The organism is Cupriavidus sp. 05T42, from assembly GCF_056396345.1.
In genome coordinates, this window is sequence record NZ_JBFTLH010000008.1 from 229,950 (window position 1) to 254,337 (window position 24,388).

Annotated in this window: 24 protein-coding genes; 14 read left to right on the forward strand and 10 right to left on the reverse strand. The window is 67.4% G+C overall.

Features of this window, described 5'->3' with window-relative positions; translation table 11 throughout:
* Window positions 1-5: 5 nt before the first annotated feature.
* On the reverse strand, window positions 6-695 hold the full coding sequence (locus tag AC1EJR_RS13640; protein WP_092291989.1) for a response regulator: 690 nt from the start codon (window positions 693-695) through the stop codon (window positions 6-8).
* A gap of 235 nt (window positions 696-930) precedes the next feature.
* On the opposite strand from AC1EJR_RS13640, the gene recA reads away from it, so the two are divergent.
* The 11 genes from recA to AC1EJR_RS13695 all read left to right on the forward strand — a co-directional run bounded on the left by recA (window position 931) and on the right by AC1EJR_RS13695 (window position 11,438).
* On the forward strand, window positions 931-1,995 hold the full coding sequence (gene recA, locus AC1EJR_RS13645) for a recombinase RecA (RefSeq protein ID WP_092291991.1): 1,065 nt from the start codon (window positions 931-933) through the stop codon (window positions 1,993-1,995).
* An 85-nt stretch (window positions 1,996-2,080) separates the two neighbouring features.
* Window positions 2,081-2,539 (forward strand): recombination regulator RecX, encoded by a 459-nt coding sequence (gene recX / locus AC1EJR_RS13650; protein WP_441591743.1) that lies wholly within the window; start codon window positions 2,081-2,083, stop codon window positions 2,537-2,539.
* Window positions 2,540-2,886: 347 nt separating this feature from the next.
* Window positions 2,887-3,561 carry a DUF2889 domain-containing protein gene (locus AC1EJR_RS13655; protein WP_092291995.1) on the forward strand — a complete coding sequence of 225 codons (675 nt, stop codon included), beginning with the start codon at window positions 2,887-2,889 and terminating at the stop codon, window positions 3,559-3,561.
* A gap of 89 nt (window positions 3,562-3,650) precedes the next feature.
* On the forward strand, window positions 3,651-4,817 hold the full coding sequence (gene sucC / locus AC1EJR_RS13660; protein WP_477147207.1) for an ADP-forming succinate--CoA ligase subunit beta: 1,167 nt from the start codon (window positions 3,651-3,653) through the stop codon (window positions 4,815-4,817).
* Window positions 4,818-4,901: 84 nt separating this feature from the next.
* Entirely contained in the window at window positions 4,902-5,783 is an 882-nt protein-coding gene (sucD, locus tag AC1EJR_RS13665; RefSeq protein ID WP_092291999.1) for a succinate--CoA ligase subunit alpha, read from the forward strand.
* A 280-nt stretch (window positions 5,784-6,063) separates the two neighbouring features.
* Window positions 6,064-6,759: a TerC family protein gene (locus tag AC1EJR_RS13670; RefSeq protein ID WP_092292001.1), complete on the forward strand. Its 696-nt coding sequence runs from the start codon at window positions 6,064-6,066 to the stop codon at window positions 6,757-6,759.
* Window positions 6,760-7,019: 260 nt separating this feature from the next.
* Window positions 7,020-7,520, forward strand: coding sequence for a pilin (locus AC1EJR_RS13675; RefSeq protein WP_454756826.1), 501 nt, complete (start codon window positions 7,020-7,022; stop codon window positions 7,518-7,520).
* Between the two features lie 210 nt (window positions 7,521-7,730).
* The gene (locus tag AC1EJR_RS13680) at window positions 7,731-8,258 is read left to right on the forward strand and encodes a pilin (protein ID WP_441644813.1); all 528 of its coding nucleotides are present in this window, start codon (window positions 7,731-7,733) and stop codon (window positions 8,256-8,258) included.
* A gap of 11 nt (window positions 8,259-8,269) precedes the next feature.
* Complete coding sequence (locus AC1EJR_RS13685; protein ID WP_441644812.1) at window positions 8,270-8,794, forward strand: pilin; 525 nt, start codon at window positions 8,270-8,272, stop codon at window positions 8,792-8,794.
* 232 nt (window positions 8,795-9,026) lie between these two features.
* The gene (locus tag AC1EJR_RS13690; RefSeq protein WP_441591899.1) at window positions 9,027-9,521 is read left to right on the forward strand and encodes a pilin; all 495 of its coding nucleotides are present in this window, start codon (window positions 9,027-9,029) and stop codon (window positions 9,519-9,521) included.
* 132 nt (window positions 9,522-9,653) lie between these two features.
* The gene (locus AC1EJR_RS13695) at window positions 9,654-11,438 is read left to right on the forward strand and encodes a PglL family O-oligosaccharyltransferase (protein ID WP_477113360.1); all 1,785 of its coding nucleotides are present in this window, start codon (window positions 9,654-9,656) and stop codon (window positions 11,436-11,438) included.
* Window positions 11,439-11,465: 27 nt separating this feature from the next.
* Here the strand turns inward: AC1EJR_RS13695 and AC1EJR_RS13700 are convergent, their stop codons facing one another.
* The 3 genes from AC1EJR_RS13700 to moaC form a co-directional block, all read right to left on the reverse strand.
* Window positions 11,466-11,990: a hypothetical protein gene (locus AC1EJR_RS13700; RefSeq protein WP_092292011.1), complete on the reverse strand. Its 525-nt coding sequence runs from the start codon at window positions 11,988-11,990 to the stop codon at window positions 11,466-11,468.
* A complete protein-coding gene (locus tag AC1EJR_RS13705; protein WP_092292013.1) occupies window positions 11,987-12,472 on the reverse strand; it encodes a hypothetical protein in 486 nt (161 codons plus the stop codon). Before AC1EJR_RS13705 ends, AC1EJR_RS13700 begins: the two co-directional genes overlap by 4 nt.
* 251 nt (window positions 12,473-12,723) lie before the next feature.
* Window positions 12,724-13,200, reverse strand: coding sequence for a cyclic pyranopterin monophosphate synthase MoaC (gene moaC / locus AC1EJR_RS13710; RefSeq protein ID WP_092292015.1), 477 nt, complete (start codon window positions 13,198-13,200; stop codon window positions 12,724-12,726).
* A gap of 111 nt (window positions 13,201-13,311) precedes the next feature.
* On the opposite strand from moaC, the gene AC1EJR_RS13715 reads away from it, so the two are divergent.
* On the forward strand, window positions 13,312-15,096 hold the full coding sequence (locus AC1EJR_RS13715) for a beta-barrel assembly-enhancing protease (protein ID WP_477113361.1): 1,785 nt from the start codon (window positions 13,312-13,314) through the stop codon (window positions 15,094-15,096).
* Window positions 15,097-15,105: 9 nt separating this feature from the next.
* Here AC1EJR_RS13715 and AC1EJR_RS13720 read toward each other — a convergent pair whose 3' ends face one another.
* From AC1EJR_RS13720 to AC1EJR_RS13745, 6 genes are all read right to left on the reverse strand, one after another.
* Window positions 15,106-15,714 carry a DUF2946 family protein gene (locus AC1EJR_RS13720; protein WP_092292019.1) on the reverse strand — a complete coding sequence of 203 codons (609 nt, stop codon included), beginning with the start codon at window positions 15,712-15,714 and terminating at the stop codon, window positions 15,106-15,108.
* A 9-nt stretch (window positions 15,715-15,723) separates the two neighbouring features.
* Window positions 15,724-16,776, reverse strand: a complete 1,053-nt coding sequence (locus tag AC1EJR_RS13725; protein ID WP_092292021.1) for a YheT family hydrolase — start codon at window positions 16,774-16,776, stop codon at window positions 15,724-15,726.
* A 13-nt stretch (window positions 16,777-16,789) separates the two neighbouring features.
* A complete protein-coding gene (locus AC1EJR_RS13730) occupies window positions 16,790-17,230 on the reverse strand; it encodes a YybH family protein (protein WP_092292023.1) in 441 nt (146 codons plus the stop codon).
* Between the two features lie 10 nt (window positions 17,231-17,240).
* Window positions 17,241-18,263 carry a lipopolysaccharide heptosyltransferase II gene (gene waaF, locus AC1EJR_RS13735; protein WP_092292025.1) on the reverse strand — a complete coding sequence of 341 codons (1,023 nt, stop codon included), beginning with the start codon at window positions 18,261-18,263 and terminating at the stop codon, window positions 17,241-17,243.
* Window positions 18,264-18,375: 112 nt separating this feature from the next.
* Window positions 18,376-18,570: a zinc-finger domain-containing protein gene (locus AC1EJR_RS13740; RefSeq protein ID WP_092292027.1), complete on the reverse strand. Its 195-nt coding sequence runs from the start codon at window positions 18,568-18,570 to the stop codon at window positions 18,376-18,378.
* A 62-nt stretch (window positions 18,571-18,632) separates the two neighbouring features.
* The gene (locus AC1EJR_RS13745; protein WP_477147208.1) at window positions 18,633-19,553 is read right to left on the reverse strand and encodes a branched-chain amino acid transaminase; all 921 of its coding nucleotides are present in this window, start codon (window positions 19,551-19,553) and stop codon (window positions 18,633-18,635) included.
* 137 nt (window positions 19,554-19,690) lie between these two features.
* On the opposite strand from AC1EJR_RS13745, the gene AC1EJR_RS13750 reads away from it, so the two are divergent.
* Together AC1EJR_RS13750 and AC1EJR_RS13755 are read left to right on the forward strand one after the other, a co-directional pair.
* Entirely contained in the window at window positions 19,691-22,618 is a 2,928-nt protein-coding gene (locus AC1EJR_RS13750; protein WP_477147209.1) for an SNF2-related protein, read from the forward strand.
* A gap of 252 nt (window positions 22,619-22,870) precedes the next feature.
* Window positions 22,871-24,376, forward strand: a complete 1,506-nt coding sequence (locus AC1EJR_RS13755; protein ID WP_477113362.1) for an amidase — start codon at window positions 22,871-22,873, stop codon at window positions 24,374-24,376.
* Window positions 24,377-24,388: the final 12 nt, after the last annotated feature.

Below are 24,388 nucleotides of genomic sequence, written 5' to 3' on the forward strand. Positions count from 1 at the left end.
CCGGATCAGCCATGCGCCGCCATCACCGGCTGGAACTTCTCCAGGCAGTAACCCAGGCCGCGCACCGTGGCGATGCGGATGCCACCCACTTCGATCTTCTTGCGCAGCCGGTGCACATAGACCTCGATGGCGTTGTTGCTGACTTCCTCGCCCCACTCGCAGAGGTGGTCCACCAGCTGTTCCTTGGAAACCAGCCGCCCGCTGCGCGTGAGCAGGATCTCCAGCAGGCCGATCTCGCGTGCGGACAGGTCCAGCATCTGCTCGTTCAGATAGGCGATGCGGCCGACCTGGTCGAAGGCCAGCGGCCCGTGGCGCATCAGCGTGGCGCCGCCGCCCGCGCCGCGCCGGACCAGCGCGCGCACGCGCGCCTCCAGCTCGGACAGCGCGAAGGGCTTGGCCATGTAGTCGTCGGCGCCCAGGTCCAGGCCCTTGACCCGCTCGTCCACGCCATCGGCGGCGGTCAGGATCAGCACCGGCAGCATCGCGCCGCGCGTGCGCAGGCGCTTGAGCACCTCCAGGCCGGGCATGCGGGGCAGGCCGAGGTCCAGGATCAGCAGGTCGAAATGCTGGGTCGACAGGGCCGAATCGGCTTCCACGCCGTTGGCGACGTGGTCGACGGCGTAGCCGGAATGCCGCAGCGAGCGCGTGAGCCCGTCTGCCAGCACGTCGTCATCTTCCGCAATCAGAATGCGCATGGTTGTCTCCACCCTGTTGCCAGCATCGCACGCCACGCGGTTGCGGAACCGGTGGGGCTTGCCAAGCATACTGTTTTTTTATACAGTACCCGACATTCCGCAGGCTGCCTTGTGGGCAGCGGGGTCGGGTCGCACGCCAGATCACTTTTCAGGCCGATTTCCGTCGGAAATCGCTTAAAAATCAGGCGTCGCGCCGCATGCGGCCTATTTATACACCATTGACTGAAGGACGACCATGGACGACAAGAAGGCCGGCGCCGGCGTGAGCGCTGAGAAGCAGAAGGCGCTTGCCGCCGCGCTCTCCCAGATCGAGAAGCAGTTCGGCAAGGGCTCGATCATGCGTCTGGGCGATGGCGAGATCGAAAAGGACATCGAAGTGGTGTCGACCGGCTCGCTGGGGCTCGATATCGCGCTGGGCGTCGGCGGCTTGCCGCGCGGCCGCGTGGTGGAGATCTATGGTCCGGAATCGTCGGGCAAGACCACGCTGACGCTGCAGGTGGTGGCCGAGATGCAGAAGCTGGGCGGCACCTGCGCCTTTATCGACGCGGAACACGCGCTGGACGTGAACTACGCCGGCAAGCTGGGCGTGAACGTGGGTGAACTGCTGATCTCCCAGCCGGACACCGGCGAGCAGGCCCTGGAAATTACCGACGCCCTGGTGCGCTCGGGCTCGATCGACCTGATCGTGATCGACTCGGTGGCCGCATTGGTGCCGAAGGCCGAAATCGAGGGCGAAATGGGCGATTCGCTGCCCGGCCTGCAGGCCCGCCTGATGAGCCAGGCGCTGCGCAAGCTGACCGGCACCATCAAGCGCACCAACTGCCTGGTGATCTTCATCAACCAGATTCGTATGAAGATCGGTGTGATGTTTGGTTCACCTGAAACGACCACCGGCGGCAATGCGCTGAAGTTCTACGCCTCGGTGCGCCTGGACATCCGCCGCATCGGCTCGATCAAGAAGGGCGACGACGTCATCGGCAACGAGACCAAGGTCAAGGTGGTGAAGAACAAGGTGTCGCCGCCGTTCCGCGAGGCATTCTTCGACATCCTCTACGGCCAGGGCATTTCCCGTCAGGGCGAGATCATTGACCTCGGCGTGGATGCCAAGATCGTCGAGAAGTCGGGCGCGTGGTACAGCTACAACGGCGAAAAGATCGGCCAGGGCAAGGACAACGCGCGCGAATACCTGCGCGAGAACCCTGACATCGCCGCTGAGATCGAGAACAAGGTCCGTGCGGCGCTGGGCGTGGTGGCGATGAACGCCGCTGTCGTCAGCGCGCCGGCCGAAATCGAAGGCTGAGGCGGAGCTTTCTCCGCCCCTCGGAAGCCGTCGCAGATCGTGCGGCGGCTTTTTTTATGGGTACTGCACTGTCGATGACCCCCTGATGGCTGGCTCCCGCCCCCCGCTCTCGCTGAAGGCCCGCGCCGTTGGCTACCTGTCGCGCCGCGAGCACAGCCGCGCCGAACTGCGGCGCAAGCTGGCGCCGCACGCCGAGACGCCCGAGGAGGTGGATACCCTGCTCGACGCGCTCGAGCGCGAGAACTGGCTCTCCAACGACCGCTTCGTCGATAGCCTGGTCCATCGCCGCGCCAGCCGCTATGGCGCCGCCCGGGTGATGCAGGAGGCCAAGACCCATCAGCTCGGCAATGAACAACTGCATGACCTCCAGGACCGCCTGCGGGACACCGAGGTCGAGCGGGCCCGGGAGGTCTGGCGCAAGCGCTTCGGCACCGCCCCGGATTCTCCGGAGGCCAAGGCCAAGCAGATCCGCTTCATGGTCGCGCGCGGCTTCTCGCGCGCCGTGGTCGGCAAGATCATCCGCGGCGCGGAAGATGACGAGTGAGATGGCAACAACGTGTCGATTACGCCACGTAGACCACTGTATACCTGCGTGCGCAACAGGGATTTTGTGATCCGGCGCCTAACGTTGCGGCGCCGCACCACCGACCGTGCCGCCGGATACGATGGCCGCCCGCCAGCCCTTGTCGCGCCGTGGTTCGACGTTGTCACCGGCGCAACAATTCGCCCCCGACATTCCGTATCGCAGGATGTTCCCGGTCAAAGCGGCGCGGCATGTTAAACTCTCCCGGTTTTCCGGCCTTGGCGGCCGTGCGGCTGTCGGCCGTCCCGCCCCGGCCGTGACGTTTGCCCCCGGTCACACCTCAACATCCCGCGTCAGCCCCAGCTGTCATGCCACTTTCCCCGCCTGCCAACCGCACCTTGCGTCATCGCCGTGCCATCACGGCGGAAGCGTATGCGCGGGAAGACGGTCTGTGGGACATCGAGGCCCGCCTTACCGACACCAAGCCACGTGACATCGAACTCGCCGGCGGCGGCATTCGCCCCATCGGCCAGCCGCTGCACGACCTCTGGCTGCGCGTGACGATCGACCTCCGCATGAACGTGGTGGATGCTGAAGCCTGCTCAGACTGGGTGCCGTATCCGACGCATTGCGACACGATCGGCCCGGCCTACCGGAAGCTGATCGGCCTGAACCTGACAAAGGGCTTCCGCAAGGCGGTGCGCGAGCGGCTGTCCGGCGTGTCCGGCTGCACCCACCTGACGGAGCTCGCCGGCGTGCTGCCGACCGCCGCCATCCAGGCGTTTGCCGGCGATGTCTTCAATGTGCGCGACGGCGCCACCGTCAACGATCCGAATCCCGAACCGCCTTACCAGCTCCATGGATGCCACGCGCTCCATTTCGAGGGCGAGGTGGTTCGCCAGTTTTACCCGCGCTGGTATGGCTACCAGCCGGCACCGAAGGCCGGCGCTGCGGCGTCATCGTCCCAGACCGCGTCACGCGTCGATGCTCCGGCATCGGGCGACGACACCCTGGCCCACCGGCCCAACGGAACCTCGGGCTGACCGTCACGGTCCGCCCACAGGAACAGCGAGAGACGAGTCGTCTCCCCCATTTTTCCCATCCCTTTACGCCTACCCGAAAGGAAACACGCATGAATATCCATGAGTATCAAGGCAAGGAAATCCTGCGCAAATACAATGTGCCGGTTCCGCGCGGCATCCCGGCTTTCTCGGTTGAAGAAGCCCTGAAGGCGGCTGAGCAGCTCGGCGGTCCGGTGTGGGTCGTCAAGGCACAGATCCACGCAGGCGGCCGCGGCAAGGGCGGCGGCGTGAAGGTGGCCAAGAGCATCGAGGACGTCAAGACCTACGCCACCAACATCCTGGGCATGCAACTGGTGACGCACCAGACCGGTCCGGAAGGCAAGAAGGTCAACCGCCTGCTGGTCGAAGAAGGCGCTGACATCAAGAAGGAACTGTACGTGTCGCTGGTGGTGGACCGTGTCTCGCAAAAGGTGGCCCTGATGGCCTCCAGCGAAGGCGGCATGGACATCGAGGAAGTGGCTGCGCACAGCCCGGAAAAGATCCACACGCTGATCGTGGACCCGGCCGTGGGCCTGCAGGACGCCGAAGCCGACGACATCGCCCGCAAGATCGGCGTGCCGGACGCCAGCGTGCCGCAAGCGCGCCAGGCACTGCAAGGCCTGTACAAGGCGTTCTGGGAAACCGACGCTTCGCTGGCCGAAATCAACCCGCTGATCCTGACCGGCGACGGCAAGGTGATCGCTCTGGACGCGAAGTTCAACTTCGACTCCAACGCGATGTTCCGTCACCCGGAAATCGTGGCCTACCGTGACCTGGACGAAGAAGACGCCAACGAAATCGAGGCCTCGAAGTTCKACCTGGCCTACATCTCGCTGGACGGCAACATCGGCTGCCTGGTGAACGGCGCCGGCCTGGCCATGGCCACCATGGACACCATCAAGCTGTTCGGCGGCGAGCCGGCCAACTTCCTGGACGTGGGCGGCGGTGCCACCACCGAGAAGGTGACCGAAGCCTTCAAGCTGATGCTGAGCAACCCGAACGTGGAGGCCATCCTGGTCAACATCTTCGGCGGCATCATGCGCTGCGACGTGATCGCCGAAGGCGTGATCTCCGCTTCGAAGGCTGTGCAGCTGGGCGTGCCGCTGGTCGTCCGCATGAAGGGCACCAACGAAGACCTGGGCAAGAAGATGCTGGCCGAGTCGGGCCTGCCGATCATCTCGGCGGACACGATGGAAGAAGCCGCCCAGAAGGTTGTGGCCGCTGCCGCTGGCAAGTAAGCCGAAGCCGATACGCCAACAAATGCAAGCGCGCGGTGCGCAGGCCCTGCCCGCGCCGCGCGACGCCAAGCAAAGGATTACAGCATGTCGATTCTGATTAACAAAGATACCAAGGTCATCACCCAGGGGATTACCGGCAAGACCGGCCAGTTCCACACCCGTGGCTGCCGCGACTACGCGAACGGCAAGAACGCCTATGTGGCGGGCGTGAACCCGAAGAAGGCCGGCGAGGATTTCGAGGGCATTCCCATCTACGCGAGCGTGAAGGACGCCAAGCAGGCGACCGGCGCGACCGTGTCGGTGATCTACGTGCCGCCCGCCGGCGCTGCCGCCGCCATCTGGGAAGCCGTTGACGCCGATCTGGACCTCGTGGTCTGCATCACCGAAGGCATTCCCGTCCGCGACATGATGGAAGTCAAGGACAAGATGCGTAAGCAGAACAAGAAGACCCTGCTGCTGGGTCCGAACTGCCCGGGCCTGATCACGCCGGACGAGATCAAGATCGGCATCATGCCGGGTCACATCCACCGCAAGGGCCGCATCGGCGTGGTGTCGCGCTCGGGCACGCTGACGTACGAAGCCGTGGGCCAGCTGACCGCGCTGGGCCTGGGCCAGTCGTCGGCCGTGGGCATTGGTGGCGACCCCATCAACGGCCTGAAGCACATCGACGTGATGAAGATGTTCAACGACGATCCCGACACGGACGCCGTGGTCATGATCGGTGAGATCGGCGGCCCGGACGAGGCCAACGCCGCGCACTGGATCAAGGACAACATGAAGAAGCCGGTGGTTGGCTTCATCGCCGGTGTGACGGCGCCCCCGGGCAAGCGCATGGGCCACGCCGGCGCGCTGATCTCGGGTGGTGCGGACACCGCCCAGGCCAAGCTGGAAATCATGGAAGCCTGCGGTATCACGGTGACCAAGAACCCGTCGGAGATGGCCCGCCTGCTGAAGGCGATGCTGTAAATMATGCGTCACTTCCCGCGCCATGGCGTGCCGATTCGGGCGCCTGGCGTGTGGTGATTGCATCGCATTGCCCCCGCTCGCCCGGGGGCAATGTCATTCTGGCGAGACGCTGACCTAGGGTATTTCCCGAGCCGCCTGCCGGAAGGTTGAAACCGAATMGTAAGGTTCGTGCGATACATCTCCATGTCTGTAAGTTCAGACATCCAAAAGTTCGCAGTGGCGCCGCCTGCCGGGCGGTTGGCGAACGTGGAATAAACCTAGAAATTCGAGGAGTCTTGCCGTGGAATTGCTGTCGAGCAGCGCATTTTGGATTGCGCTGGGATCCATCATCCTGACCAATATCGTGCTGTCCGGCGACAACGCCGTGGTGATCGCGCTCGCCTCGCGCAATCTGCCGCCGGCCCAGCAAAAGAAAGCCATTTTCTGGGGCAGCGCCGCCGCCATCATCATGCGCGTGGTGCTGACCGTGGCCGCCGTGAAGCTGCTGACGCTGCCGTACCTGAAGATCGTCGGCGCCATCCTGCTGGTCTACATCGGCGTGCAACTGCTGACCGGTGATGACGGCGAGGAAGGCCACGACGCCAAGGACAACATCTGGCAAGCCATCCGCACCATCCTGATTGCCGACCTGGTGATGTCGCTGGACAACGTGGTGGCCGTGGCCGCCGCCGCCCAGAAGGGCCCCGAAGGCAGCCAGCTGATGCTGCTGGTGCTGGGCCTGGGCCTGTCGATTCCGCTGATTGTGTTCGGCAGCACCATCCTGCTGAAGGTGATGGAGCGCTTCCCGCTCATCATCGTGCTGGGCGCCGCGCTGCTGGGCTACCTGGCCGGCGAGATGCTGGTGAGCGACCCCGTGGATGCAGAGTGGTTCCAGGTGCATGTGCCGCACGCCCATCTGGTGTTTGGCTTGGTCGGGGCCGTGCTGGTGGTGCTGGTGGGCAAGCTGCTCAAGCGCCGGAGCGCGCAGGTGGCCTGACGCCTCTGCATTGCAGTCTCGTCATGCCTGAAACGGGCGGCCGATCTGGCCGCCCGTTTTTCTTTGGTGGCGCCGCTACAACAGGGCGCTGTGGGCGCCCGCGCCACGAATTCCTGTGGATTTCCAAGCAATTCCCACAAGCCTGTGGGAATTGTCGGAGATCAATCGGAGTAGGGGGCTGACCTCCCGATCATGGGTGCCGTGCCGGTGCGCAACGTCGCGCGGCACGGACATCAACCATCACCATGAAAAGGGTCAATATGCAACGCAAGCCTTCCGCACGCCGCCATCGCGGCTTCACGCTGATCGAACTGATGATCGTGGTGGCGATCATCGGCATCCTCGCCGGGGTCGCCATTCCACAGTATCAGGACTACGTGGCGCGCTCGCAGTTCGCCGAGGGACTGAGCCTGGCGTCGGGGCAGAAGCCGGCGGTGATCGAAACGTTCTCGTACGGCGGCACCTGCCCCAGCAACGCCAGCGGGGCGGCGGACGGGATCCCACTGGCGACCAGCATTGCCGGGACGTACATCAAGAGCGTGGTCACGGGCGGCACGCCCACGGCCGCGGGCGGCTGCACCATCGTCGCCAACTTCAAGGACGCTGGCATCGCCAAGGGGCTGGTCGGCAAGTCCCTGACGCTGCGCATGACCGGCGCGGACCAGGGTGCCGTGGCGTGGCAGTGCGAATCGGGCGCTGAACGGAAGTACCTGCCCAAGGCGTGCAGCCACGTGGCGGCGGCTGCGGCGGCGCCGGCCTGATCTGATGACGGCGGCTGACCGGGGGTGGGACCGCTCCCAGCCTCGGTCAGCATCGAAAAAATCGGGCCGAAATGCGCCATTTATGGTGCATTTCCATCAGAGTGAATCAACGTCCGGCGGCTTGCGCGCGATCAAATTTGTAGCGCGCAGCCCGCCACAGCATACGACCCCAGTCATCGCGTCGATGACGACAACCAGAAAGGGGGTCCTATGCAACACACCAACACTTATCCACGGCGGTCTGGCCGTCTTGTGCGCCGGACCATGCGCGCCGGCTTCACGCTGATCGAACTGATGATCGTTGTGGCGATCATCGGCATTCTGGCCAGCCTTGCCATTCCGCAGTACCGCGACTACGTGGCGCGGGCCCAGTTCGCCGAGGCGCTGACGCTGGCATCGGGCCTGAAGACGTCGCTGGTGGAGGCCTACGTCAGCTCCGGGTCGTGCCCGGACAACAAGACGGCCAATAACTCCGGCCTGCCGCTGAGTTCGACCATCAATGGCCGGTATGTGGCATCGGTGGAAACCAAGGCCAATGGCGTGGTGGGCGACTCCGGCGGTTGCGTGATCACGGCCCGGTTCCGGAGTGACGTCTCGCAGGCGCTGGCCGGCAAGCATGTGGAGTTGGAACTGAAGGGCTCCGAGGGCTCGTTCACCTGGGATTGCTTCTCCAACGTGGACCACAAGCTGATGCCGAAGTCCTGCAGCGTGCGGGGATCGAGTTCCACCTCGGCCTGAGGCGGTGCGCCATGGATCGCCGCAAGCGCCTTCCACGGCGGGCGGGCTTTTCGCTGATCGAGCTGATGATCGTGGTGGCGATCATCGGCATCCTGGCCAGCCTCGCCCTGCCGCAGTACCGCGCGTACGTGGCGCGGGCCCAGTTTGCCGAGGGACTGTACTTGCTGGGTGGGTTGAAGGTCTCGGTGCTGGAGACCTATGTCTTGTCCTCTCAATGTCCTGACAACACCGGGGAGAACGATACCGCTTTGCCGCCCGCTGAAACCATAAACGGAAAGTACGTGGAGCGCGTGGTGGCCCAGCGCATGGGCCAGGTCTCAGACGGCGGCGGGTGCTTTCTCCGGGCGTACTTCCGCGAGGACGCGTCGCCGCTGCTCCGGGGCAAGTTCGTGGAGCTTGAGTTAAGTGGGACCGGCAAACCGTCTGAAGGCTACGCTGGCGGCGGCGCGGCGTCTTGGGACTGTTATTCGAACGCGCGCGAAAATGTGCGTCCAAAGGCATGTCGGTATCGGTGGGGGTACACCCCAGAGGCATAGCCCGTCCCGCCCGCCTCAAAGTGCAAAACTTTGGCAGTCCCGCAGACACAAAATGTKACAAATTTTGTTGATTGGCCGTCCCTTGGAATCGTAGATCGGCCAAATTTTGTCACTCCCGCATGAGATTATCGGCATTTGCTGGCCTGGCACACTCCCTGCTTTAGGGGTAATGCATCACATGCAAGCAGATGTTTCTTTCTGTAACGAAAATCTCATCGAGGGGTCAATCCTTATGCAACGGGTACAACAAATCAAAAAACTGGGCCGCCAAGCTCAGAAGGGTTTCACGCTGATCGAACTGATGATCGTGGTTGCGATCATCGGTATCCTGGCTGCTATCGCGATTCCGCAATATCAGGATTACACGGCGCGTACGCAGGTGGCACGTGCAGTCAGCGAAATGGGCGCGTACAAGACGGCATTTGAAGATCGTCTGAGCAACGGCGCCGCGGTTGCCGCCTTGGCCGATATTGGCTTTGTTCAGTCGAATCTGTATGCCGATCCGAATGTGCCCGCTAACGTGAACACCGGCGCATTTGTCTGGTCGTCGACGCTGACCACGGACGCAGGCACCAACAAGAATGCTAGCCCTTCCGTGGCAGGTGCCACCATCAACTGGCAGCGCCAAGATACTGGTACGTGGCGCTGCTTCGTTACAGCTAGCAACAACGCTGGTTGGAAAGCCAGCTACGCTCCTTCGGGTTGCCCGATTGGCCAGGCGATTTAATATCAAGCCATCAGCGAGCCTTTCCCTCGCCTGATGTCTGAAGCTTGAAAAAGCGCCTTCGGGCGCTTTTTCTTTTCCTGCTTCCCCAAGCCGCCAAGCTATCATGGCGCCTTTCCTTCCCCTCGCGCCCGCATGCCGCCATCCAGGGCTTTGCTTCCGGGGTCGGCGATCATCGCCGCCTTTACCCTCCCGCTGCTGGTTTCGAAGCACACGCTTCCGCTCGCCACCTTCTACGGCGAATGGATGGCCGGCGTGCTCGGTGTCGCGCTGGTCTGCCTGCTGGCCTTTCGGCGTTCGCCAGACACCCCCCAAGTCCCCTGGATCGTCCTGCTGCCGCTCTGGCTGATCCTGACGACAATCATCCAGTCCGCCGCCGGCATGCCCGACATCACCGGCAGCCGCTCCACCACCCAGATCGTCCTCGCCCTCGGCGCGGCCATGATGGTCGCCGCGTGGCGTCTCGGGCAGGGGTTTTCCACCGAGGAACGGGCCGAGATTGTCGATGCCCTCGCCATTACCTTCCTCGTCGCCGGGCTGCTCGGCACGTTGGCCCAGTGGATCCAGGTCTTCCATATGGAAGACCAGATGTTCGGCCTCGTTTCGGAATATTTCTACGACACCAACCGCCGGCTGTGGGGCAACCTGAACCAGCCCAACCATCAGGCGACGATCCACGGCTTTGGCCTGGTTGCCGCGATGTGGCTGGCGCGGCGGGCGCGGCTCGGGTTTGCGGCTTGGCTGGCCGCCGTGCTGCTGCTCGAGTCGGGTATCGCGCTGACCGGCTCGCGCACGGGCCTTGTCCACGTAGGGCTGGCCGTCGTCTACGCCCTGATCGCCGCCGCGATGGCGCGCGGCGAGCGGCGCGGGCCGAATCCGATGGCGCGCCCGCCCGGATTGGTGCTCGCCGCCGTGCTGTTGGTCGTCGGCATCGTGGTGCTGCAGCCGGTCATCAAGAGCGCCGGGCAGGCATTCGATTGGCGATTGTTCGATACCGTCGCGCAACTGAAGGCCGGCGATCAGGTCTCGGCACGCGGCGCGCTGTGGGCGCATGCCATCGCCATGTTCCGCTCGCATCCGCTGCTCGGCGTGGGTTACGGGGAGTTCGGCTGGGCGCAGTTCCAGCAGATGTCGCAACTGCGCGTGACGGCCGAGATGTCCCTGCACGCCCACAACGCCGTGCTCGATCTGCTGGCGAAGACGGGTTTGACGGGGACGGCGGGCGTGGGGGTGCTGCTGCTGGCGTGGCTGGGGCGTGTGGTGCGTAGTCGCCTCTGGCGCGCGACGTCGGCGGAGCGCCCGCAGACCGTGGTGATCCTGCTCTGGCTGGCGATGGTCGGCGCGCATTCGATGCTCGAATACCCGCTCCATTACCTCTACTTCTTCCTGCCGTTCTGCTTCCTGCTGGGATGGCTGGAGCCGTCCGGCTTCGGCAAATGGCGAGTCCCCAAGCCGGTGCCGATGGTCATCGGCATCGCCTTCGTCGCGCTCTCGGCCATCATCCTGACCACGCTCTGGCAGGACTACCGTCGCGTGGAGGCGCGCGAGTATGCGAGCGATGAACGGCGCGATGGCCTGCCGATGCCGCGCCACTGGTTCCGCCAGCACGCCGCCTCGGAAGCCGTCGAGCGGACTGTCATCACCGCCCAGAATGCCGTTGAATTGCTACCCGCGCACCTCGACGCGCTGCACCTGCTGCCCACCCCGAACCTGATCGGCCGCACCGCGTGGCTGCTGGCGCTGACCGGCCAGCCGGAGCGCGCGCGGCTGTGGATGGATCGCCTGCGCTATTACTATCAGGGCGACGAAGCCGCGCAGTTCAACACGCTGGACAACGCCTGCGAGGAAATGGCCGACGCGCACCGTCCGCGCGACTTCTGCGCCTGGGTGCGCGTACGCGCCCGGCAGGGCCACGGCTGAGCCGAAACCCAGCCAGGGCCGAAGCCGTCAGCGCACGTAACCGGGCGGCGGGGGCGGAGGATAGTAGGGCTGGTAGTTCGACGGCGGCGCCGCGTAGCTGGTGGCGCGCGGCGTGGACACCATCTGCCCGTAGACCGGCACGCGGTTGCCGCTGGCGTACATGCACTGGACGTAGGCGGCGTCGTACTGCCGCTGCGAGCCATATCCCGCGTTATACGAGTTCCCGGCCCCCACGGCGGCGCCAGTGAGCAGGCCCACGCCGGCGCCGATGGCCGCGCCCGAACCGCCGTCGAAGGCCGCCCCGGCCGCTGCGCCGAGTGCCGTGCCGATGGCCGCGCTGCCCACGGCGGCCGTGTTCGATGCCTGCTGGGCGCTTACGCCGCCCACCTGACCGAATGCGAACTGGCGGCAGTTGTAGTCATCCCCACGGAATTGGTCGAAGGTCTTGCCGGTGCCCGGCAGCGCCATCACGCTCGGGCCGGACGGCATGACCGCGCAGGCGCCAAGGCCCAGCGTGCCCGCCAGCAACAGGGGAAGGATGCGCGGATTCATGACGTCGCTCCCGGAACACGGCCCTGCGGCGTGGTGGACGAAGACGGCGTCGGCGGCACCCGCTGCCAGCCGGTGGGACACTCGCGGACGTACGGGTAGAAGCCCTCGGGCGAATCGCAGTGGTACCACCAGGCGTTGGGCGAGTCATTCGGCGCGCCGCTGGCCGATGGCGCGGGCACCGGATTGCCATCCGCGCCCTGTTCGATGTACTGCGGCGGATTCGGCGCCGGCACCGCGACGACGGCGGGCGGATAGTAGCCGGGCCCGTAGTAGGGGCCATAGGCATAGGGTCCCCAACCGGGCCCCCAGCCTGGACCCCAGCCGGGTCCCCATCCTCCCCAGCCCGGTCCCACGTAGACGCCCACGCCGACGCGCGCGCGCCCCCCGTGGTAGTGGCCGCCGGCCATGGCCGACGTGCTGACAGCGGCCGAGGCCACCGCCGCGAAAGCCAGGGCGATCTGGCAAAGCTTGCGCCCGTTCATGATGTGTACCCCTACCCAATGTGCTGCATGCGTGCCGGCGACATCCCGAAAGCGGCGTTTCCGGCGTTGTGACCTGTTACCTAACCCTCAACGCTCGACCCGCCCGATCCGTGGACGGGCGGCGCCGGGCCTTGCTGGTAATTCAATACCAATTTTCCGGAAGTGGCGCCGGCGCGGGGGGCTTGGAAATGCGGCGTTACCTTTATTACGGGCGGGACAACGGGGGACAACGGGAGACACGGGGCGACAAATCAGCCCGCCACCCAATCCCCCGACTTCCCGCCATGCTTTTCCAGCAGCTTCACGTTGCCCATCACCATGCCCCGGTCCACTGCCTTGCACATGTCGTAGATGGTGAGCAGGGCCACCTGCACGCCGGTCAGCGCCTCCATCTCCACCCCGGTCTGGCCGTGGGTTTCGGTGCGTACCACGCAGGCGATGGTGGAACTCGGTTCGTCCAGCGCGAAATCGACCGCCACCTTGGTCAGGCCGATGGGATGGCAGAGGGGGATCAGGTCGGAGGTGCGCTTGGTCGCCATGATCGCGGCCACCCGGGCGATGCCGAGCACGTCGCCCTTCTTGGCGGTGCCGTCGCGCACCAGCGCGAGGGTATCCGGCTGCATGGTGATGGTGCCGGTGGCCACCGCCACGCGATGGGTGCTGGCCTTGTTGCCGACATCGACCATATGGGCTTGTCCGGCGGCGTCGAAGTGGGTGAGTTGGCTCATGGCGTCAGAATTCGAGKGATGAAATAGCGCCCGTCGCAATCCGGAGAAACAACGCGGGGCAAGGGGTCTGCCGGATTGGGAACGCGCGGCGGAGGCCGCTATCATAGCAATATGCCCAAGACCTCCTGGCGCCGCCGCCTGCCCGCTCCGGCGCGCGCCGCCGACACCGCTCCCGCTGCTTTGGCCGCCCCCGCCATGCGCGCGTCACTTGCCCGTGCCGTGGCCGCCGCCCTCGTGCTGACCATGGCCGCGCCGGCCTGGCCGCAGGGCTTGACCGTACCCGCCGCGCGGCTGGCGCCGTCCTCGCAGCAGCCGGCGCCCACTACGGAGCTGGTGCCCGACGCCAGCGATCAGGTCTACGACAATCTCAACCGCAGTGTCAGGGCGGGTCAGAAATCCGAATTCGGATTGCGGACCAATAACCCGGTGGTGGAGGGCGGCAGCCTGCAGCTCCCGGACCTCGGCGACCCGTCCACGGCATCGCTGTCGCCGGACATGGAGCGGCGGCTGGGCGACCGGATCATGCGGGATATCCGCCGCGATACCGACTATGTCTCGGACGCGCTGCTCAACGATTACCTGAACGCGCTCGGCTACCGGCTGGTGCAGGCCGCGCGCCGCCAGAACGTGGCCGGTTCGAATGGCGCGGGCACCTTCGCCACCGGTTTCGAGCTGTTTGGCGTGCGGGACCGCTCGATCAACGCCTTCGCGCTGCCGGGCGGCTATATCGGCGTGCATACCGGGCTGCTGGTCCAGTCCGAGACCGAATCGGAACTTGCCTCCGTGCTCGGCCATGAAATCGGCCACGTGATGCAGCGCCATATCGCGCGCGGCATCACCAAGCAGGATGAGTCGATGTGGATCGCGCTGGCGTCGATGGTGCTGGCCGGGCTGGCGGCCACCAAGAGCGGCGATGCAGCGGCGGCGCTGGCGATGGGCGGGCAGGGCGCGGCCGTGGCCAACCAGCTGTCCTTCTCGCGCGGGGCCGAGCGCGAGGCTGACCGCGTCGGCTTCCAGATCATGACCGCTGCCGGCTTCGACCCGCAGGGCATGCCCGATTTCTTCTCGCGGCTGCAGCGCGTGACCGGCATCTCGGACAACTCGATCCCGGCCTATGTGCGCACCCACCCGCTGACCTCCGAGCGGATCGCCGACATGCAGGACCGCGTGCGCCACGTGACCGCCCGCAAGGTTGGCAACACGCCCGAATACGAGTTCGCGCGCGCGCGGGCGCGCGTCATCCAGGCCACCACCCCCAACGACCAGCGCAACGTGCTGGAGACGTTCCAGTCGCAAGTGGCGAACGCCTCGCCGGTGCGGCAGCCGGCGATCTATTACGGCATCGCCTTCGCCAACCAGCGGCTGGGCCGCTACGCGGATGCCGACCGGGCGCTGGCCGAGGCGCGCCGGCTCTATGGCACGATTCCATCCGCCACCTCGGGCAGTCCGATGCTGGATGTCATGGCGATCGAGCTGGCGCGCGCCGAGGGCCGTCCGCAGGAAGCGCTGACGCAGGCCAACGCCTCGATGCGCGCGTTCCCGCTCTCTCATGCCGTGGCGCTGACGTATGCCGATTCGCTGGTCGCCGCCGGCAAGCTGGGCGACGCCGTGACCTTCCTGCGCGCCCGCACGCGCGAGGAAAAGGCGCGTGCCGAATGGTGGGAGCTGCTCGCGCGCGCCTACGCGGCGCAGGGCAAGCGGCTGCAGCAGCATCAGGCGCTGGCCGAGAAGTACGCGATGGACGGGTCCTACCAGGCGGCCATCGAGCAATTGCAGATCGCCCGCAAGGCCAATGATGGCGATTTCTACTCGCTGTCCGAGGTCGATGCGCGGCTGCACCAGCTCCAGCTGCAGTTCCGCGAGGAAAAGCAGGACAACAAGGGCATGCCGAACTGAGGCTGGGCCTCAGCCAGCTTCGGCTTCCGGTGCGGGTGCAGGTGTTCGCACGAAGCCGAAGCGCGTCGGCACCTCGTCCTCGGCAATCGGTTCGATGTCGAAATCGCGCCCGGCGTGATGGAACACCCCCAGCGCCGCACCGCACCCCTCGCCATGCCAGGTGCAGGCGCTGCTGAAGGCATCGAGGTCATGGTCGTGCAGCAGCGCGGCCTGCACCGGCGCGCCATCTCCGTCCCCATCCCCCAGACCTTCCACCGTCCCCGCCAGCACCACGTTGCCGTGCTCGTCGGCATGGCAGGCCGCCACGCTGAACGGCCGCCCGGTGGTGGTGGCCAGCGCGCCGTCGTGCATCCGCACGATCCACGGCGCGTAGCCGAGCGAGACGAACACCCGCTGCGGCCCGTTCTGGAAGAACCAGGCGCCGCGCGCGTCGTGGGTGTAGTTGCGTTCGATGAAGTGGATCAGCGCCTCGTGGCGGATCGGGTCGCCGGACAGCCCGTGCTCCTGGGCGAACTCGTTGCGCAGGCGCCATTGCCCGCGCCGGTCCAGCGCCAGCCATCCGTACGCGTTCGGCACGTTGGGCCAGCGGGCCATCGCCTGCTTGACGATGTCATCCATGGTTGTCTCCTACGCCGTCTGGCGCGTTCCACCCACGCTGTCGAAGTAGTCGAGGATGCGCGTGGGCAGCCATTCGATATGGCCCGCCACCGGGAACAGCGGCAGGTGGCCCAGCACGCCGGCGCGCGGCGTCATGAAGCCGACGTGGCCGCCGTGCGCGGGCTGCTCCAGCAGCACGTCGGGGCTGACCTCGGCCTGGCTCGGCAGGTGCTGGCCGGGCAGGAAGGGGTCGTTGCGCGCGTTCAGCACCAGCGTGGGAATGCGGATCTCGCCCAGCACCGGCTTGCTGGCGGCGCGCATCCAGTAGTCGTCGGTATCGCGGAAGCCGTGCAGCGGCGCGGTGACCACGTTGTCGAAGGCGTAGAGGTCGCGGCTCGCCAGCATCGTCGCGCGGTCGAACAGGCCCGGAAACTGGTCGAGCTTGGCCAGCGACTTGCGCTTCAGCGTCTGCAGGAACATCCGGGTATAGATCAGGTTGAAGCCCTGGGAGAGCGCCGCGCCGCCCGCCGCGAGGTCGAGCGGGGCCGAGATGGCCGCCGCCGCCGAGAGGAAGCGCGCGCCGTGGCCTTCCTCGCCCAGATAGCGCAGCAGGGCATTGCCGCCGAGCGAGATGCCGACTGCCAGCATGCGCTGTCCTTCCGCCCGTCCGGGCTGCACCCGTTGGCGCAGCCGCTCCAGCACCCAGCGGATCTCGGCGGAATCGCCCGAATGATAAAAGCGCGGCGCGCGGTTCAGCTCGCCCGAACAGCCCCGGAAATGTGGAATGGCGCCCTGCCAGCCGCGTGCGCGCAGCGCGTCCATCAGGGTTTGGGCGTAGTGGCTGTTCGAGTCGCCCTCGAGGCCGTGGAACATCACCACCAGCGGGGCGCCCGGCGCTACCGGGTGCGTGGTCCAGTCGACGTCGATGAAGTCGCCATCGGGGGTGTCCCAGCGTTCGCGCCGGAACGTGACGCGCCGGTGCCGCGTGAAGCGGGCCGCGAGGATGGTCTGGGCATGGCCGCCGCGCAGCCACCACGGCGTGTGGAAGGTCTCGCCGAAGGGGGCGCCCAGCTTCAGGCCCATCACGTCGAAGTGGTCAGTGCAGCGCCTGGCCCGGGGCGGCGGCCACGGCGGCTACCTGCACCGCGTTGGCCGGGCTGCAGTGGATGTGGGCCAGGCGCCAGCCCTCGTGGTTCTGCATCAGCACGTAGGTGGTGTGCACGTAGAGGTCCGCTTCCACGCGGTCCGCGCCAAAGCGCAGCGCCTCGGTCACGTCGAAGATCGACACGCCGAGCGAGGCATGGCTGCTGGTCTCGATGGCGTCGATCAGCACCGGCTGTTCCTCCAGCAGCAGCATGAAGGCCTGGCGCAGATGGTCGTGCCCGATCAGGCGCTGGCCGTCGGGCATCACGCACGTGACCGAATCCTCGTCCAGCCAGAGGCGCAGCGCGCCATCGGCATCGCGCAGTTTCATGGCTTCGCGGAAGGCATCGACGATGTCTTCGGCGGAATCGAACAGTCGGGCGAAACGGGGCATGTTGGCGTGGTCAGGGTCGATGCAGGAGCTTGCGCAACTCGACGAACACCATTTCGGGTTCGATGTCCTTCAGGCAGCGCAGGTGGCCCAGCGGGCACTCGCGTTTGAAGCAGGGGCTGCACTCGAGTTGCAGCCACATGATACTCGCAGCCTGTGACAGCGGGGGCGTATGGCGCGGGTCGCTGGAGCCGAAAACGGCCACCTGGGGCCGGTTCAGTGCGGCGGTCACGTGCATCAGGCCGGAGTCGTTGCAGACGGCGGCTTCGGACAGGGCGAGCAGGTCCACCGCGTCGTCCAGCGAGGTCTGGCCGCACAGGTTGCGCACGAACGGCGCTCCGGCGACGATCTCCGCCGCGATCTCGGCATCCTTGGCCGAGCCGAGCGTGATGATCTGCGCATACGGGAACGAGCGGCGCAGCATCTGCGCCAGTTCGGCGAAGTGCGCGGCCGGCCAGCGCTTGGCCGGGCCGAACTCCGCGCCGGGGCAGAAGGCGATCACCCGGGTCTGCGGCGCGATGCCGAAGCGCTCGGCCGTGGCGGCCATGCGCTCGGGCTTCACGCGCAGCTGCGGATCGGGAATGTGCTCGGGCAGGCGCCCGCCGGGCTTGAGGGCCAGCCGTGCGTAGTGCTCTACCATCGGCGGGCGCTTGTCGCGCGGCGGATTGGCGTGGCGCACGTTGAGCATGCCGAAGCGCGCCTCGCCGCGATAGCCGATGCGCAGCGGAATGCCGGCCAGGAACGGAATCAGCGACGATTTGAGTGAATTCGGCAGCACATAGGCCACGTCGTAGCCCTCATGCTTGAGCTGCTGCGCGAACATCAGCCGGGCCGAGAGCTGCAGCTTGCCGTGCGCGAGATCGCTCGGGAACACGGTGCCGATCTCGGGCATGCGTGCGAGCACCGGCGCCACCCATTTCGGGGCGAGGGCGTCGATGACCATGCGGGGATGGCGCGCCTTGAGCAGCGCGAACAGCGGCTGCGCCATCAGCGCGTCGCCGATCCAGTTCGGGGCGATGACGAGGGCTTTTTTCATATTGTGGGTGATGCGTGGCCCGGACATGCCAACGCCCCGGGGCGCAACGCGGCCCGGGGCGGGAGGGGGGTGCGGCGGCGCGCGGCGTGGGCCGCGTGCCTCGGACGCGATCTCAGTGGTGGCCCTTCAGCACGGTGCCCGGCTTGAGCTTGTACACGGTGCCGCAGTACGGGCATTTCACCTCGCCGGTGTCGGCCACGTCCAGGAACACGCGGGGATGGTAGTTCCACGTCGGGGTGTTCCCCGTGGGGCAGTGGAGGGGCATGTCTTCAGCGCCGATTTCGACGACGGATGCGGTTTGCGTCATGGTGTTGCGTTTGGCTTGCAGGGTGACTGGCTTGTTTTAAATGATCGGGATGGCGCCGGTGCTCAGACCAGCGTCAGCCACTTCTTGTACTTCTCGTCCGTGCCGCCCACGGCGGCAAAGAACGCTTCCTGGATGCGCTGGGTAACCGGGCCGCGACGGCCTTCGCMGATCACGCGGTCGTCCAGTTCGCGGATCGGCGTGACTTCGGCGGCGGTGCCGGTGAAGAACGCTTCGTCGGCGCAGTACATTTCGTCGCGCGTGATGCGCTTTTCGCGCACCTCGATGCCGAGGTCGCGGGCAATGGTCAGCGTGGCGTCACGGGTGATGCCGTCCAGGCACGAGGCCAGGTCCGGCGTGTAGATCACGCCATTGCGCACGATGAACACGTTCTCGCCCGAGCCCTCGCTCACGTAGCCGTCGGTGTCGAGCAGCAGCGCCTCGTCGTAGCCGAGGCCGGTGGCCTCCTGGTTGGCCAGGATCGAGTTGATGTAGTAGCCGCTCGCCTTGGCGCGCACCAGCGACACATTCACATGGTGGCGCGTGAACGACGAGGTCTTGACGCGGATGCCGCGCTCCAGCCCCTCTTCGCCCAGATAGGCGCCCCACGGCCAGGCGGCGATGGCCACGTGGATGGTGTTGCCCTTGGCGGACACGCCGAGCTTCTCGGAGCCGATCCAGACCAGCGGGCGGATGTAGCACGACTCGAGATTGTTGGCCCGCACCACCTCGCGCTGGGCGGCCTCGAGCGTCGCTTCGTCGAACGGCATGGCCATCTGGAAGATCTTGGCCGAGTTGAACAGGCGGCGCGTGTGCTCCTTGAGGCGGAAAATCGCGGTGCCGGCCGGCGTCTTGTAGGCGCGCACGCCCTCGAATACGCCCATGCCGTAGTGCAGGGTGTGCGTCAGGACGTGAATCTTGGCATCGCGCCACTCAATCAGCTTGCCGTCCATCCAGATCTTGCCGTCGCGATCCGCCATCGACATGGTTGTCTCCCTCTGCACCAGAAATGTCACAAGGCCGCCATTGTAAGCCGCGCGCACTGATGTGCCAACGCGGCCKGGCGGGGGGACTACAATCGCCGTTCCGATCCTCCYGGCCTCTCTTTTTACCCCTTTTGCCCTTGTCCGCGCTCCCCACCACCCCCGACGACGATCACCGCTGGCAGGAAGCGCTGGGCGAACTGGCCGCGCTGGCCGGCGCGGAAGCCCCTGTCGAGGGCGGCCGGCGCCGCCTGTTGTGGGCGCTGACCATCGATGCCGATGGGGTGCCGGGACTGGTGGAGCCGCTGGAGCAGGCCTACGGCCCGCGCGGCTGGGGCAAGCCCCGGCCGATCCCGCTGGCCCGGGTAGCCGAGGACGACACCCTGGCGCCGTGGGACGCCCGCGTGGCCCGGGCCATCCGCCGCGACCGCTCGCGCAACCGCCGCCATGTGCTGGACMGCGCCGCCGCCGTGATGGCGCTGGTGGGGCACCCCGGGGTGGTGCTGTCCCACGCGCCGACTGTGCCGATGGAGGTCACCGAGGCCGCGCCCACGCTGGAAGCGGTCCGGGAGGTTGGCAACGGCGGCGACCGCTACGTGCTCCGCATCGCCCCCCCGCTGCGTCCCGCKCCCGCCATGGAAGACTTGCTGCCCCCTGCCGCGCGCGAGGAAGCCGAGGCGCTGCGCCAGATCACGGTGCTCCAGGACGGCCCACGCCGCCTCCGCGTGATCCGCTTCTCCGCCGCACAGCAGCAGGCCGCCCGCCTGATTGCCGATGGGCTGGCCGTGCCCGCCGACGCCCACGCCCGGCTGGACACCACGCTGCGCGCGCTGGCCGGCCATTTCCAGATCCATGCCGACAGTTCGGGCGAAGCCCGCCTGCGCGAGCCGGAAACCCGCCTGCGCGCCGAAGTGGCGCCGGTGGGGCGCGGCATCGGCCTGCGGCTGGTGGTCACGCCGCTGGGCCCGATGGGGCCCCGGCTGGCGCCCGGCGCGGGCCGCGCGCAGCTGATGGCGACCGTCGCCGGCGAAGCGATGGCCACCGAGCGCGACCTGGACGCCGAGCTGGCCCACGTGGCCGAAGTCTTCGCCGCGCTGCCGTTCCTGGTCGAATCCTCGCCGCCCGGCGGCGAATACACCTGGACGCTGGACGATCCCGAAGACGCCCTGACCGCCGTGGAGATGCTGCCCGGCCTCGCCGGTGTGATCGACCTCGAATGGCCGCGTGGCCGCGAGATCCGCCTGCTGCCGGCCGACCTCCCGCAACTGGCCGTCAGCGTGGAAACCGGCAGCGAGTGGTTCAAGCTCGTCGGCCATCTGCGCGTGGCCGAGGGGCTGGTGATGTCGCTCGAGAAGCTGGTGGCCTGGGCGCACGGCCACGCCGGGCGGTTCATGCCGATGGGGCAGGGCGTCTACGTGGCGCTGACCGGGCAGTTGCGCGCCCGCCTGCGCGACCTCGCCGGGGTGGGGGATGCCATGCGCGATGGCATCCGCGTGCCGCTGGTGGCCGCGCCCTGGCTGGACGACGTGCTGGCCGGCGCCGGCGTGGACCCGGATGCGCACTTCCGCACCCGCGTGCGCCGGCTGCGGGCCGCGCGGGAGGCGGACGCCGCCGTGCCCGCCACGCTGGCGACCGAACTGCGTCCTTATCAGGAAGAAGGCTACCGCTGGATGATGGCGCTGGCCGAGGCCGGTTTCGGCGCCTGTCTGGCCGATGACATGGGGCTGGGCAAGACGCTCCAGTCGCTCGCGCTGCTGCTGGCGCGTGCTGCCGACGGCGCGGCGCTGGTCGTGGCGCCGACCTCGGTGTGCGGCAACTGGGCCGCCGAGGCGCGCCGCTTCGCCCCCACGCTCAACGTCCATCTCTATGCCGAGGGGGACCGCGTGGCCATCGTCGAGCAGGCCGGCGCCCATGACCTCGTGATCGTCTCGTACCAACTGCTCCAGCAGGCGCGCAAGGATTTCGGCGCGCGGCGCTGGCACACGGTGATCGCCGACGAGGCGCAATCGATCAAGAATCCGTCCTCGCGCCGCGCGCAGGCCATGTTTGCGCTGGCCGCCGACTGCCGCGTGGCGCTTTCCGGCACGCCGATCGAGAACCGGCTGTCCGAACTCTGGGCCGTGATGCGGTTCTGCAACCCGGGGCTGCTCGGGTCGCTGGTCCGCTTCAACGAACACTTTGCCAACCCGATCGAGCGCAATGGCGCGCGGGAGCCGCGCGTGCGGCTGCGGCGCATGATCGCGCCGTTCGTGCTGCGGCGGACCAAGGCGCAGGTGCTGGACGAACTGCCGCCGCGCACCGAACTCGTGATCCGCGTGGAGCCCGAGCCGGCTGAGGCCGCCCACTACGAGGCCCTGCGCCGTCAGGCGCTGTCCGAGGCCGAGCGCGCGCTGCTACGGCCGCCCGCCAGGAAGGGCCGCAAGGCACAGCCGGCAGCGCCGGCCGAACCCGACGCCCGCATCCACGTGCTGGCCCAACTGATGCGCATGCGCCGCGCCGCGTGCGATCCGCGTCTGGCCACGCCCGAGGTGGCCGCGCCGGGCGCCAAGGTGCGCGCCTTCGCCGAACTGGCCGCCACGCTGGCCGCCAACGGCCACAAGACGCTGGTGTTCAGCCAGTTCGTCGATTTCCTCCAGTTGATGCGGCGCGCGCTGGATGAGGCGGGACTGGCCTACCAGTACCTGGACGGCGCCACGCCGGCCGGCGAACGCACGCGCCGCGTGGCCGCGTTCCAGGGTGGGGCGGGCGATGTCTTCCTGATCAGCCTGAAGGCCGGCGGCTTCGGCCTGAACCTGACGGCGGCCGACTACATCGTGATTGCCGACCCCTGGTGGAATCCCGCCGCCGAGGATCAGGCGATGGGCCGCGCGCACCGCATCGGCCAGCAGCGGCCGGTCACGGTCTACCGGCTGATTACCGCCGGGACCATCGAGGAACGGATCGTGGACCTCCACCAAGGCAAGCGCGCCCTGGCGGACGGCGTGCTCGACGCCACCGAAGGCGAAGCCACGGGCCGCGCCGCCGCCTTGCCCGACATCGACGAACTGGTCGGCCTGCTGCGGCGCTAATCTCCTCTCGCACCAAACGGTATACCAAAGCGCTCCCGATGATGGTGCAGCGCACACGCGCCCGCATGCGCCCATCCCCCGAAAAGCCGCATCCTGCCTTGTTGCGGTGCAAATCACCTTGGCACAAATACTGCCTTGTGAATTTTGGATTTGTGAATATAGTATACCGATTGCTGTATCCGCCGCCGTATCGATAAGCCCCCTCAGGCCGCCGCGCCCACGCGCCGGCCCAAGACAACACACGGAGCGCACGTGACCCTGCCTGACCTGCCACCGGCCGACCCTGGCCGGCTGGACGACTGCTTTTTGCCGATCTGGGTAGCCGCCGACCGGCTTGCCCGTGGCGAGACCACCGCGCAGGCGCTGGTCGCGTCCTGCCACGCCGCGTGGGTCGCCCATCATGCGACGATCAACGCCCTTGTCCTGCCCGACTTCGATGCCGCGCACACCGCAGCCCGTGAGAGCGACCGCCGCCGGCAGGCCGGCGCGGCGCTCGGGCCGCTGGACGGCGTGCCGTTCTCGATCAAGGAATCGTTCGACGTGGCCGGCTGGCCCACCACCTGCGGCAGCCCGGCGCGCGCCGATCATCGTGCCGAGCGCGACGCCGTGGTGGTGCAGCGCCTGCGCGCGCAGGGCGCGATCCTGCTCGGCAAGACCAATGTGCCGCTGGGCCTGCGCGACTGGCAGAGCTACAACGCGATCTACGGCACCACGCGCAATCCGCACGATCCGACGCGCACGCCCGGCGGTTCCTCGGGCGGCAGCGCGGCGGCGGTCTGCGCCGGCATGAGCTTTTTCGATGTGGGCTCCGATATCGGCTCGTCGTTGCGCAACCCGGCGCACTACTGCGGCGTGTTCTCGCACAAGAGCAGTCACGGGCTGGTGCCGCTGCGCGGCCACGGCAACGCGCCGGCCGGGTTTGCCGAGCAGGACATCAACGTGGCCGGCCCGGTCGCCCGCAGCGCGCGCGACCTCGAACTGGTGCTGCGCGCCATCGCCGGCCCGGACGTGGACCTCGCGCCCGCCTGGCGGCTGGACCTGCCGGTCTGCCCGCACCAGCGTCTGGCCGACTTCCGCGTGGCGGTGCTGCCGACGCATCCGCTGGCCGATGTCGATGCCACCGTCAGCCAGCCCATCGAGGCGCTCGGCCACTGGCTGGCCGGGCAGGGCGCCAAGGTKGACTGGCACGTGCGCCCGGACTTCGACGCCGCCGCGCTGTGGCGCACCTATGTGCTGCTGCTGCGCGCCACGACCGCCGTCTATATGGATGACGCCGCCTTCGCCGACGCGCTGGCCCGTGCCCAGCCCGATGCGGGTGACGACTACGCCACGCTGCAGTTCACCGGCGTCACGCTGACCCATCGCGACTGGCTCCGCCTGCAGGCCGCGCGCGACCGTTTTGCCGAAAGCTGGCGCCGCTTCTTCGCCGATTACGACGTGCTGCTGTGCCCGGCCGCCGCCACCACCGCGTTCCCGCTCGACGAAGCCGGCGAGCCGTGGCAGCGCACGCTGCCGGTGAACGGCCAGCCGATGCCGCTGACCACGCAACTGTTCTGGGCCGGCCATTCGGGGCTGTGCGGGTTGCCGTCCACGGTGGCGCCGATCGGCCCGGCGGGGGACGGCCTGCCGTGCGGCGTGCAGATCGTGGCGCGGCGCTGGGGCGATCTCACCTCGCTGCGCTTCGCCCAATTGCTGGAGGCCGCCGGCTACGGCTACCAACCGCCGCGCGGGCTGGCATCGGCCGGCATCGATCGATAACAACGGAAGACT